The following is an 11,624-nucleotide window of genomic DNA, read 5'->3' as shown; positions in this document are numbered from 1 at the left end:
TTACCCGGCCTCCACCCCTTGAGAGGTAGAACGAAGGAATGTAAGGGCATCGACCCAGGGAGATATGGGAGGGTAAACCGCAAGGGTACATGTGGAGATCCATATGCGACCATATGGCTTTTAAAAACGAGGTGACCAACATCTCTGTTCCCGCCAACGGGTCGATCCCAAATATTCACTTTTCGTCAAATATTATCCTCAAGCGCTTCGTTCGTGAAAGATGAAAACATGCGTAATGGCGAGAAAAACGAAGAAAACATTAATTCTTTGAGGGAGGAGCGCCATGAACAGATGGCTGCTGGCCGGCTGGCGGGCGGTGGATGTGGTATACCGCAACTGCCGGCGGTTCGATTTTGCCGATTATCAGGGCGACAACCTGTTTCGTGTCATTGTTAAACCGTACAATGGGCCGGATGTGCGGGTCGGAGAAAAATGGCTGCGGAAAGGGGATCGCGTGGGAGAACTGCACTTATACAACTATCGTTTGCTAAATATTGTCTCTGTCATGACATCGGAAGTCCAAATGGGACTTGTGGCGTTGCGGGAAGTCCGCAAATCGCTGCCGCTTTTGGCCGATTTCCTGAAACGGAGCCCGCAGGGGCGGGCGATCGAAGCGTTGGTCGGCATCACCATCCTACACCGGGGAGCCGCCTCCCTCGGTTTTTCTGTGTTCGATCTGGAAGACTCCTGGTATAAAAGGGTCAAAACATTTTACATGCGGCTGATGCTGCGGATCTGCCATCCAATCGGGTACAGGCGGTATGCGGAAAAAGGCGAGCACCCGAGCCCGAAGCGGGTGGTCATGATGCGGGACACTTTTTTCAGGAAGTACGGACAAAAACCGGCAGGTGTAACGAATTAAATAACAGAAACGTCTAGAATAGAGGGAACGATTTTCCCTCTTTTTTGTTCGTGTGCTCCGGGTGGCCGGGAATAAGCGGCGCATGAGCGGCAGCAAGCAAAGGATTTCGGGTGAAATCGGGAGATTCAGGGATTATTTCGCCATTTTCCAACTCGAAGATTGGCGGCGAATGCAGTAGAATGGCTGGGGAGAGGTGAAACCGCTTATGGGAAAAAAAGTGGTCCGCAGCATCTTGCTTGCGGTGTTGATTGCAGGAACAGTCGTGCTTGGCGTCGGCTGTGCGATTGCACTGCCCGCGCTCGATCCGTCAAAGCTGGAAACGCCGGATGGCATTACCAAGATATACAGCGTTGTAGATCCAAATGCACCGGCGATCGAATTGCAGGCGGATAAAGGGAAACCGGTCAATTACAGCGCATTGCCCAACTACGTGAAACAAGCGATTATCGCGACGGAAGACCGCGATTTTTATGAACACAATGGCGTCAACTACAAGTCGATCGCTCGCGCGATCTACCGGGACGTATTGGCGGGCGGAAAAGTGGAAGGCGGCAGCACGATCACCCAGCAGTTGGCGAAAAACGCCCTGTTGAACGATCCGTCGAAAACGTTCAGCCGCAAGCTCCAGGAAATCGCGCTGGCGATCCAGATCGAACGGAATTACACAAAAGAAGACATCCTGGAAATGTATATGAACAAAGTGAACTTTCACCCGTCGATCCTCGGGATCGAAGCGGCATCCGAAATTTATTTCGGCAAACCGGCGGAACGGTTGACTTTGGGGGAAGCCGCTTTCCTTGCCGGTCTGCCGCAGGCACCTTCCTATTACTACAGCAACCTGGATGCCGCTTTGAAACGGCGGGAGATCGTGCTTGACAATATGGTGAAAGAAGGGTACATCACGCAAGAACAGGCGGAAAAGGCGAAGAAGGAGCCGGTCGATCCGAAAGCGTACAAAGAGCGTGACAAACAAAGAAACAAACTGAAGTATCCGCATTATGTCGAATATGTGCTGGAGGAAGCGGCGAAACAGTACGGTATTCCGCAAGAACAAGTATGGCGCGGTGGTTTGAACATCTATACGTATCTGGATCCTAAGTCGCAGGAAGCCGCGGAAAAAGAGTTTCAAAATCCCGCCAATTTCCCGCGAAACGCGAAGGACGGCACGCGAGTCGAAGGTGCGATGGTGATCGTCGATCCGAAGACAGGCGGCATCCGGGCGATGGTGGGCGGCCGAGATACGAACTCGTTTATGAACTACAACCGGGCGTTTCAGATGCAGCGGCCGCCTGGCTCTTCGATTAAACCGGTGCTCGTCTACGCGCCCGCGATCGAAACGGGCAAGTACGGGCCCAATTCGATGCTGCTCGATAAAAAAGGGACGGTGTTTCCGGGCGGGTATGCGCCGAAAGACTGGGATAACCATACGTTGTACCCGCGTGAGCAGGTGACGATGGTGGAGGCGCTCAAACAGTCGTGGAACATCCCGGCCGTGTGGCTGCTGCAGCAGATCGGCATCGACACGGGCAAAAAGTTTGCCCAGCGAGCGGGCATTCCGTTTGACCAGGCCGATACGGGGCTTGGCATCGCACTGGGCGGATTCACCAATGGGGTGTCACCGCTGAATATGGCGGACGCCTACCAGGCGTTTGACAACAGAGGAGTTCGCATTCAGGCGCACGCCATCCAAAAAATCACAACCTCGTCCGATGCGGTGCTGGCACAGGAAAATCCGTCTCGGATACAGGTGATGAAAGAATCGACCGCCAACACGATGACGTCGCTGTTGCAGGTGGTCGTTGAAAAAGGGACCGGCACAAACGCCCGCATGAGTCCGCGGCCGGTCGCCGGAAAAACGGGAACGACCGAATTTGGAAGCAATGGCAACGCGGACGCCTGGTTTGTCGGGTACACGCCGGAACTGGTGGGGGCGGTCTGGATGGGATTTAACGAAACGGATAACAGCCACTATTTGGCTGAAGATCATACCAGCGGTTATCCGGCAGCGCTGTTCAGAAAGGTGATGACGAAAGCGCTGGAAGGCACGAAAATCACCGGCTTCCAGACAGCTCCGGCGCAGGAAGAGAAAGAAGAGAAGAAGGAAGAACCGAAACCGATCCAGCTTTCCGGCGAATGGACCGGAAAAACGGTGATGCTCAAATGGACGCCCGCCAAGGATGGCGCCCAATACGCCGTGTTCCGGGTGGAAAATCCGGACAATCCGGACGGCGGTCCCCTTATCATCACGACCGATACACTGTTCGTCGATACGGATGTGCAGCCGGGGAAAATCTATTATTATGCGATCAGTGCGGTAGATCCCGCCACCAACAAGCCGCTTGGCGAATCGAACAAGATCTCGGTCAAAACGGGAGAAGCGAAACCGAAACCGGATGACAAGCCGAAGGATCCGGCACAACCGCCGACGTCAGGAAGCGGCGGCACCGGAGGCACTTCAGGTAGCACGAACGGCGGCAGCACATCGGGCGGAACGGGCGGCACCGGAGGCACTTCAGGCGGCACGAACGGCGGCAGCACTTCGGGCGGTACCGGTGGTACTGGTGGCGGCACATCCGGTGGAACTTCCGGCGGTTCAACAGGCGGAGGTTCCAGCGGGGGCGGCAGCAGCACGGGCGGTTCGACAGGCGGCACCGGTGGCACCGGCATCATTTTGCCACCGAGAAACTGATTGGAGCGGTGCGGATTTTTGAAGATCCCCCGAAAATTGGATTCGGGGGATCTTACATTCTTCGACAGTTTAGAATAATTATGATATAGTAATGTGGGATTTATCGGCGCACAATGCCGTATACAGTTGGAGGTATCGAACATGTCATTCGATCGGGCTAAACTTGAACAAGCGGTACGCATGATCCTGGAAGCAGTCGGAGAGGACCCGGATCGGGAAGGGTTGCTGGATACTCCGAAACGGGTCGCACGCATGTATGAGGAGGTTTTCGCCGGATTGCACAAGGACCCGGCGGAGGAATTGAGCGCGATTTTTAACGAGGTCCACGAGGAAGTCGTTTTGGTTCGCGATATCCCGTTTTATTCGATGTGCGAACATCATTTGGTGCCCTTTTTCGGCAAAGCGCATGTTGCTTATCTGCCGCGAAACGGCCGGGTGACAGGGCTGAGCAAATTGGCCCGGCTGGTGGAAACGGTCGCCCGCAGGCCGCAGCTGCAGGAACGGATCACTACGACGGTGGCCGATACGCTGATGAACAAGCTGGAAGCGCGCGGAGTCGCGGTGTTGGTGGAGGCGGAGCATATGTGCATGTCGATGCGCGGCGTCAACAAGCCTGGTAGCCGGACGGTCACCACTGCGGTGCGCGGGATTTTTCAGGAAGACAAACAGGCGCGGGAAGAAGTGTTTTCGTTGATTTTGAAATAGCGTTATTTTGTCGGGGACGTCAAAACCAGGCGTCCTTGCGTTATGCACGGGATATCTTGCTGGACGGCTACTCCGTGTCGTTCCCTTTGATCAGCAACGGTTTGAATCCGAGATAATCGCAGGCGGCCAAATAAAACCGGATGCCGTCAAGCTCACCCAACAGGGCGTTGCGATGGCCGTCACCGTGCAGGTGTCCATAGACACAGACGGAGACGCCATAACGTCGCATCACTTGCAAAAAACCGGAGTCCTGGTGTTTTTCGTTGGTCGGCGGATAATGCAGCATCACCCACCGTTCTTTCGCCGTCGGATCCGCATTTTTCAGGGATAGTTCGAGACGGGACACTTCCCGCTCATAGATCGTTCGGTCATGTTCGTCAAAATCGTTTCCGCCCGGACAGTTCCAGCCGCGCGTTCCGCAGACGGCGATATCGCCGATTTTGATTGAGTCGTTCTGCAGCGCATACATATCGGGCGGCAATATGCCGCGGACTTTCGAGATGGTTGACCACCAGTAGTCGTGGTTGCCGCGGATGATCACCTTTTTCCCCGGCAATCGTCCCAGGAACTGCAGGTCCGGCCTGACCTCCTCCAGCCGCATCGCCCATGAAATGTCTCCCGGAATCAACACCCAGTCGTCCGGGCTCACGGCTTCTCGCCAGGCGGCTTCGATTTTGGCCGGATGATCGGCCCACTGGCCGCCGAAAATATCCATCGGTTTGTTCACGGCAAACGAAAGATGAGGGTCTCCCAGAGCAAATATACGCACGGATTCACGCCCTTTCCAACCCGATTGTACATGAATTTCGCATTTGACAAAAGCAGGGGATGTGTCATGACCGATCAAGAACTGCAAAAAATCGTCGAAACCGTATCGCTGGAAAGCTTCAGCAAACCGTTTCGTCACCGCGCGCGATTCAATTCCCGTTTGCGAACCACCGGCGGCCGCTATTTGCTGGCATCGCACGATATAGAAATCAACCCCCGTCCGCTTGTTGTGCATGGCATGGAAGAACTGATCGCCATCATCAAACACGAACTCTGCCATTACCACCTGCATCTGGAAGGCAAAGGTTATCGCCATATGGACGCCGATTTTAAAAATCTGCTGCGACAAGTCGGCGGTACCCGTTATTGCAAGGATACCGGCGCCCGCCGCATCGTGAAAACCCGCTATGATTACAAGTGTATGAATTGTGGATTGGTGTATCAACGGAAACGCAGGATCGACACGCGCAAATATGCGTGTGGGGCTTGCCGCGGCAGGCTGAAATTGGTTGGAAATACGCGGCTTGTCTAGCAGGATTCACCTGCTTTTTGTCGAAAAGGGTTAGGGGAATTTCTTGATGAGGAGGCGGTTGTGCTGCAGCAAGCGATTGGACTTCTGCGTTACAGCCTTGAGGGGGCGTTGAAGCGGATTTTGTACGTGCAGCGGCGTCCGTTGTCGGAAGCGGAACTGGAAGCCGCATTGGCCCAGGAATCTTCGTTTTGTGAACAATGGTCGCGGGAACCGCTGCGCGTCCGCATGCGCAAGGCACTGCAGGCGCCGCACGGAGCATTTGTGCAGAAAAATCAGCTCTGGACGCTGCGGGAAGCGGAGTCTGATGAGGTGCATAACGAAATTTATGCACTCTTTTCGCAATCCCGAGTTCCGATGAAGCAGGGGGAAATCCTGCGCATCCTGCAGCAGCGAACGCAGCGCAGCAAAGGGGAATTGATGTCGCGCGTGAATCTGGAGAGCGACTGGCGTTTCGCGCGGCTTGAGGAAGGCGAATGGGTGCTGACCGAATGGGACTTGGAAACACTCTACCAATCTGTGGAAACGGGCAAGGAGGAACGGAAGATGAACCAGCATACCGACTTGATCGACTTGATCGCAGCCGAAATGGAAGGCTTTAAGGCACAGTTGCAGCAAAGGGTGCAGGAGATTCCGCGGGAAGTGGTGGAAAAGTTTAACCTGGAAGATCTGCAGGCGATCGAACACTTGATGGCGGAGAAAAAGCGGATCGCCGGATTTCTCGGCGATCTGGAGCAACTGTTGGACAAGTGGAGCCATCGTAAACAGCCAGTCAATGTGTAATGCGGTATGAAAATAGCAGGGGATCATCTTCACGAACGATTTGATCGTTTGCGCCAGGTGGTGCACCAGTGGGAGCTGCGGGTAGCGGAGATGCAGGAAGCGGTGGTGGAACTGTTTGAGAGCGGGGATCTCGCGGGCATCCGCGCACTGCTGGAAGAGAAGCAGCGGCTGGCCGAACGGATCCGGCGATTGCGGCATTTTATCGAGAAGTGGGAAAATCCCGGCTTTGAAACGATTCTGGGGGTACCAAAATTCGAAAATGACCAGGGAAGAGAAGTTTTTCAGCGATCTCGGCCGTTCCGGCATTGAACTGAACCAATCGCAAAAAGAAGCGGTTGCGCATGTTGGCGGACCGCTTGTCGTTTTTGCCGGACCGGGCAGTGGCAAAACCACTGTGCTCACCTGCCGGGCCTCCTATCTGATGCAGGTGGCGGAGGTACAGCCGCGGCAAATTTTGATCGTCACGTTTACGAAAGCGGCGGCGGAAGAAATGCAAAATCGGTTGGCGGCCTTGCCGGGCATCGGTCCGCTGAAGGCGCAATCGTGTGAGGCAGGCACCTTTCATTCGATTTTTTTGCGAATTTTGCTGCGTACATACGGTAACGTTCCCAGATTACTGAATGAATGGGAGCAAAAACAGGTGATCCGGGAACTGCTGCGGGCGGAAGGACAGGACGGCGACGAGGAAGCGGCGAACGACTTGCTGGCGAAAATCGGACTGTGCAAAAACAATCTGATCCTGCCGCAGCAAATCAGGCCCAAGAAGAAAGAGAACGTCGAGTTCAAAAGGCGTTACCAACAATATGAGGACTGGAAGAAAAACCATAAACGGTGGGATTATGACGATATCCTGGTGGAATGCTACCGCCTGCTTCTATCGCGGCAGGATGTCCGGCAGCAATACGCCAGCAAGTACCGGCATCTGTTGGTGGACGAATTTCAGGATACCAATTACGTCCAGTACGAAGTGTTGAAAATTCTTGCGGCCGACGGAGAGCTTTGCATCGTCGGGGACGACGACCAGTCGATCTACCGGTTCCGGGGGGCGAGGGTCGATTATCTGCTGTCGTTTCAGCATGAATATCCGAATGCGAAAACAGTGGTACTCGGAACCAATTACCGCTCGGTCGATCCGATTATTGAGGCCGCCTCGTCGCTGATCACCTGCAATCGCAAACGGCACCCGAAAAAGTTGACAGGAACCGGCAAACAGGGCGAACTTCCCGTGCTGGAAATGCCTGAGGACGAACGGTCGGAAGCGGAGCAGGTGTTGGAACGGATTGAACAGCGGATCCAATGCGGTGATCCAGTGGATGACATCGCCGTGCTGTATCGAACCCACATGCAGGCTCGGGCGTTGGTCGATGAATTGGTTCGGCGCAAAATTCCTTTCGCGATCCGGGATGCGGAGGGCAGTTTTTATCATCAGTGGCAGATCCGTGATATTCTTTGCTATTTCAAACTGGCGACCGATCCGCTTGATTTAGATTCACTGATGCAGATTATCAACCGCCCAAAACGATATCTGTATCCGGACGCCTGGATGGCACATATCGCAACCGCCGATCTCGATTCCGAACAGCGGTCTTATTTGCAGGCGCTGATGAAATTGCCCGGACTGGAAGCGTGGAAACGGAGAAAGTTGGAAGACCTGGCCTGGGATTTGAAAAAAATCTCGCGACTGCCGCCGAAGGACGCTTTGCGCCTGATCCGTAAGCAAGTCGGCTACGATCAATTTCTCGAAGAGTACGCAGAGCGTACCGGGCAAAAAAAAGAACATCTGTTTGAACCGGTCGATGGATTGGAACAAGCGGTGCTGCCGTTTGAGTCGGTGACCGATTTTTTGCTGCATGTGGAGGCGGTCAGCGAGACATTGCGGAACGCAAGAAAATCGGAGCGCGGCATCCGGTTGATGACGTTTCACAAAGCGAAAGGACTGGAATTTCGCACCGTATTTCTGATCGGTCTGGTGAAAGGCATGGTGCCGCACGGCAAGTCGCTGAAAGAGAAGGATGCGGACGCATCGTTGGAAGAAGAACGGCGCCTGCTGTATGTCGGAATTACACGGGCGAAAGAGCGGGTGTTTCTGTCTGCACCGCAGCGCTACCGGGGAGAACCGGTCGAACGGAGTCCGTTTTTGGATGAAATCAGCGTAACCGCGAGAAAGATTTGATTAACAAAGATCCTTGTGCAATTTTGTTGGAATGATGGTGAAAAATAACGTTGAGATCAGTTGGGGCCCATGGTACCATTATTCTCGTCGTTCAAGTCGGGGGTTCCTGAACTGGAATCGATTGGTCTTGACGGAAAGCGGATGTCCATGGTATTCTACAAGATGTCTCAACTGTTCCTCGATAGCTCAGCGGTAGAGCATCCGGCTGTTAACCGGAGGGTCGTAGGTTCGAATCCTACTCGAGGAGCCAAAAGCCCCAGCAAAGTGACGTTAAGCATTGTTCCCATTGGGTACAAGTCGTGCCGTGGCACTCAAGTGTCGGGTCACTCCATGCAGCGTATTCCGGGTACTTTGCTGGGGGATCTATAATGCCAGCGTAGCTCAGTAGGTAGAGCAACTGACTTGTAATCAGTAGGTCGCGGGTTCGATTCCTGTCGCTGGCTCCAGTTGCCGGAGGGATACCAAAGTGGTCAAATGGGGCGGACTGTAAATCCGTTGGCTTCGCCTTCGAAGGTTCGAATCCTTCTCCCTCCACCAGTTCTAGAGTATTCAGGGATTTCCCAAAGTACTCGGAATATGCTGCGAAGTGCTGCGTCACTTCCTGGGGTAATTTTCCGGGGTCCCCAAAAAGTACTCGGAATTAACTTTGAAGCTTTACTTCACTTTTTGGGGTAATATACAGGGGCATAGTTCAGTTGGTAGAACGGCGGTCTCCAAAACCGCATGTCGTGGGTTCGAATCCTGCTGCCCCTGCCATTCATGGTGAGTGTGGCGAAGTGGCTAACGCACCGGATTGTGGCTCCGGCATTCGTGGGTTCGATTCCCATCACTCACCCCAGCTAATTCCCGCAAGGGCGGTTCCAGGCTTCGGCGAGTTGCCGAGTGCTTGCGGGGACTGCGAAAATCCTGCCGGTCAAGGGATTTCCGCATCATGTGGTATTACAGATAGCTTGGCAACAGCAAAGCATTGGTTTGGTGACAATAGCGATCAGGACAGACCGTCCTGCCTCCAATGAATTTTTTGTTGGTAGGCAGATTTTGATTGGGGAGTCGCCAAGCGGTAAGGCAACGGACTTTGACTCCGTCATGCGTAGGTTCGATCCCTACCTCCCCAGCCATGTAGTTTCTCATCCCCACCGTGATGCGTTCTTTCGTAGCGGTCACTCGAGTGGGGATTCTGCTTGCGCATCAACCTTCCCTTCCGTGCCATCGGCCGGAGGGGGATTTTATTATTGCCGGCATCGGGCCCTTGCGTACCCTTAGATAGAATACAATTTGCTTTTTCCAATCATTTTCCTCCAGATAAACGGATTCTCCAACAACGAACACTTGAAAACCGAATTCTATCCGTGGTAATATCTTTAGCACAACGGACGGAATCAACATTGTTTTACAATCACGATGCGGATGTGGCGGAATTGGCAGACGCACTGGATTTAGGTTCCAGCGGGAAACCGTGGGGGTTCGAGTCCCTTCATCCGCACCAGTAAAATGCCGTAACGACGCGGTTTTCGATCGTTTTTCCCTCGCCTAACAATTGGCGTAAAATCAGCGTAAAAATGATGAGTCCAGTAATGCTAAACGAGTTTCTCCAACATAGCTGGATTCGCACAGAATGACCGGATTCTGTCGCTCCTCTCGTGGCGAAAAATCGATCACGGGAGGAGTTTTGTTTTGTCAAAGAAAGTATCGAAAATCAAAATCGTAAATTGTACTTGGCAGGAAGCCCTTCGCGAATTTTTGTTTTACAAACAGGCGCAAAGAACCAGCGAAACGACGTTGAATGATTATCGCGGATATGTCGAGCGATTTTTCAAACGATTTCCAGACAGTTGGCAATCGCCAAATCTTAAGAAGTGCGCGATGGAATACATGGCTGATAACGTAAAACCCGCGACCTTCAATTTGCGACTGACGTATTTGCGTGCCTTCTTCGGGTGGTGTGTCGAGGAAGGATACCTGTCCGAAAATCCGCTTGCCGGAATCAAGCGCGTAAAGGCCGAGCCGCGCATTGTGGAGATTCCAGAAGATATGTTGCAAGCGCTCCTGGCGTTGCCTGACCAGTCAACGTTTTCCGGTTTGCGCGATTATGCGCTGCTGCTGTTTACGCTTGATACGGGTGTGCGACCCAAAGAAGCGTTTTCGCTCACGGTGGAAGATTTCGATCTGTCGCATCATGTCGTGACCATTCCGGCTGATGTTGCCAAGACGCGCACTGCTCGCACTTTGCCGATCATGCCGCAAACAGCCGATGCGATACGAAAACTGATTCGCGTGCGGCCCGCCGATTGGGGAAAAGATGTGCCGGTTTTTTGTTCGAGTGAAGGGACGCCTCTCACGCGGCATACGTGGCGGGATCGCCTGAGAATGTACAGCAAACAACTCGGCTTCAAAATTCGGCCATACGATCTGCGCCATACGTTCGCGTTGATGTATTTGCGAAATGAAGGTAATGCTTTCGCCCTTCAACGTATGATGGGGCACTCGGACATGAGTATGACGAAAACTTATGTCCATCTGACGGGGCAGGATTTAAGGGAAACGCACAAGAAGGCAAGCCCGCTTAACAGCTTGATTCCGAAGAAAAAGACGCGGGTAAGGAAGATCGACTCACGCCGCAAATAAAAATCGACGGAATGACTTCATGCGTCACCCAGCGCTTGAACGCTTTGGCTTCGGGTTTGCGGCTTTTGAGGACCAGAGAGTATAAACCAGGTTCGTTGATGGTGACCATTTTCTGCGGTCCGCCAGGGGTCTGAATAGTAATCAGACCCTTTTCATCGTCATCAAGTCGTCGAAGGTGTTGCCCAGGGTCTCCTTCCAGTTCTAAAATCTGGTCAAGTCCGGATTTTTGTGTAAATTCTTTTTGGGTTGGAGTTTCTCTGTCCATGGCTTTGCCCAGGCTGAATTGAACCGCATCAGGAGAGATTCGTCAAGGAGAGCACTTGACCAATCTCTCCTGATGCGGTATGTCGTTTGCTACGGGCAAAGCCGCATTTTGCATGAATGTCTCATGCCTGGAATTCTTCTGGATGCGCCCCGGCCTGTCGGTTGAGCCACTTGTTGTATGGATCTACCTCCAGGTACTTTTTGCCCGTGCTCCACTTTTCGTCTT

The 11,624-nt window shown here is 53.3% G+C and carries 10 protein-coding genes and 7 tRNA genes; 15 read left to right on the top strand and 2 right to left on the bottom strand.

The window, feature by feature from the left end:
• Positions 1 to 283: 283 nt before the first annotated feature.
• The 3 genes from C230_RS0102100 to folE all read left to right on the top strand — a co-directional run bounded on the left by C230_RS0102100 (position 284) and on the right by folE (position 4,256).
• Positions 284 to 862 (top strand): YkoP family protein, encoded by a 579-nt coding sequence (locus tag C230_RS0102100; protein ID WP_018130403.1) that lies wholly within the window; start codon positions 284 to 286, stop codon positions 860 to 862.
• A gap of 205 nt (positions 863 to 1,067) precedes the next feature.
• Entirely contained in the window at positions 1,068 to 3,551 is a 2,484-nt protein-coding gene (locus tag C230_RS19115; protein ID WP_018130402.1) for a transglycosylase domain-containing protein, read from the top strand.
• A gap of 141 nt (positions 3,552 to 3,692) precedes the next feature.
• Positions 3,693 to 4,256 (top strand): GTP cyclohydrolase I FolE, encoded by a 564-nt coding sequence (folE, locus tag C230_RS0102090; RefSeq protein ID WP_018130401.1) that lies wholly within the window; start codon positions 3,693 to 3,695, stop codon positions 4,254 to 4,256.
• Between the two features lie 67 nt (positions 4,257 to 4,323).
• Here the strand turns inward: folE and C230_RS0102085 are convergent, their stop codons facing one another.
• The gene (locus C230_RS0102085; RefSeq protein WP_026174081.1) at positions 4,324 to 5,025 is read right to left on the bottom strand and encodes a metallophosphoesterase; all 702 of its coding nucleotides are present in this window, start codon (positions 5,023 to 5,025) and stop codon (positions 4,324 to 4,326) included.
• A 66-nt stretch (positions 5,026 to 5,091) separates the two neighbouring features.
• Here C230_RS0102085 and C230_RS0102080 point away from each other — a divergent pair, with 66 nt between their 5' ends.
• From C230_RS0102080 to C230_RS0102025, 12 genes are all read left to right on the top strand, one after another.
• Positions 5,092 to 5,556 (top strand): SprT family protein, encoded by a 465-nt coding sequence (locus C230_RS0102080; RefSeq protein WP_018130399.1) that lies wholly within the window; start codon positions 5,092 to 5,094, stop codon positions 5,554 to 5,556.
• A gap of 60 nt (positions 5,557 to 5,616) precedes the next feature.
• Positions 5,617 to 6,336 (top strand): hypothetical protein, encoded by a 720-nt coding sequence (locus C230_RS0102075; RefSeq protein WP_018130398.1) that lies wholly within the window; start codon positions 5,617 to 5,619, stop codon positions 6,334 to 6,336.
• 6 nt (positions 6,337 to 6,342) lie between these two features.
• Positions 6,343 to 6,645, top strand: a complete 303-nt coding sequence (locus C230_RS19105; RefSeq protein ID WP_018130397.1) for a hypothetical protein — start codon at positions 6,343 to 6,345, stop codon at positions 6,643 to 6,645.
• Entirely contained in the window at positions 6,596 to 8,509 is a 1,914-nt protein-coding gene (locus C230_RS0102065) for an ATP-dependent helicase (protein ID WP_018130396.1), read from the top strand. Before C230_RS19105 ends, C230_RS0102065 begins: the two co-directional genes overlap by 50 nt.
• Before the next feature lie 175 nt (positions 8,510 to 8,684).
• A tRNA-Asn gene (locus C230_RS0102060) sits at positions 8,685 to 8,759 on the top strand.
• A 120-nt stretch (positions 8,760 to 8,879) separates the two neighbouring features.
• Positions 8,880 to 8,955, top strand: a tRNA-Thr gene (locus C230_RS0102055).
• Positions 8,956 to 8,961: 6 nt separating this feature from the next.
• Positions 8,962 to 9,046: transfer RNA gene (locus C230_RS0102050), tRNA-Tyr, on the top strand.
• Between the two features lie 143 nt (positions 9,047 to 9,189).
• Positions 9,190 to 9,265 (top strand) — tRNA-Trp (locus C230_RS0102045).
• A 6-nt stretch (positions 9,266 to 9,271) separates the two neighbouring features.
• Positions 9,272 to 9,347 (top strand) — tRNA-His (locus C230_RS0102040).
• Positions 9,348 to 9,552: 205 nt separating this feature from the next.
• Positions 9,553 to 9,627 (top strand) — tRNA-Gln (locus C230_RS0102035).
• 285 nt (positions 9,628 to 9,912) lie between these two features.
• Positions 9,913 to 9,995: transfer RNA gene (locus C230_RS0102030), tRNA-Leu, on the top strand.
• 254 nt (positions 9,996 to 10,249) lie between these two features.
• Entirely contained in the window at positions 10,250 to 11,134 is an 885-nt protein-coding gene (locus C230_RS0102025) for a tyrosine-type recombinase/integrase (protein WP_245533946.1), read from the top strand.
• On the opposite strand, the gene C230_RS23685 is transcribed toward C230_RS0102025, so the two are convergent.
• Positions 11,073 to 11,399 (bottom strand): BRO-N domain-containing protein, encoded by a 327-nt coding sequence (locus tag C230_RS23685; protein ID WP_083910413.1) that lies wholly within the window; start codon positions 11,397 to 11,399, stop codon positions 11,073 to 11,075. The two genes, C230_RS0102025 and C230_RS23685, sit on opposite strands and share 62 nt — an antisense overlap.
• Positions 11,400 to 11,624 lie beyond the last annotated feature (225 nt).

It is taken from the genome of Effusibacillus pohliae DSM 22757, assembly GCF_000376225.1.
Classification (GTDB): Bacteria; Bacillota; Bacilli; order Tumebacillales; family Effusibacillaceae; genus Effusibacillus; species Effusibacillus pohliae.
Note: the sequence above shows the minus strand (reverse complement) of the source record. Positions and strands in the feature narration are given on the sequence as shown.

What these genes read in the sequence shown, in the direction of transcription:
- C230_RS19105 (WP_018130397.1), top strand. Translation starts at nt 6,343, where the DNA reads ATGAAAATAGCAGGGGATCATCTTCACGAACGATTTGATCGTTTGCGC.
- C230_RS0102080 (WP_018130399.1), top strand. Translation starts at nt 5,092, where the DNA reads ATGACCGATCAAGAACTGCAAAAAATCGTCGAAACCGTATCGCTGGAA.
- C230_RS0102100 (WP_018130403.1), top strand. Translation starts at nt 284, where the DNA reads ATGAACAGATGGCTGCTGGCCGGCTGGCGGGCGGTGGATGTGGTATAC.
- folE (WP_018130401.1), top strand. Translation starts at nt 3,693, where the DNA reads ATGTCATTCGATCGGGCTAAACTTGAACAAGCGGTACGCATGATCCTG.
- C230_RS23685 (WP_083910413.1), bottom strand. Translation starts at nt 11,399, where the DNA reads ATGGACAGAGAAACTCCAACCCAAAAAGAATTTACACAAAAATCCGGA.
- C230_RS19115 (WP_018130402.1), top strand. Translation starts at nt 1,068, where the DNA reads ATGGGAAAAAAAGTGGTCCGCAGCATCTTGCTTGCGGTGTTGATTGCA.
- C230_RS0102065 (WP_018130396.1), top strand. Translation starts at nt 6,596, where the DNA reads ATGACCAGGGAAGAGAAGTTTTTCAGCGATCTCGGCCGTTCCGGCATT.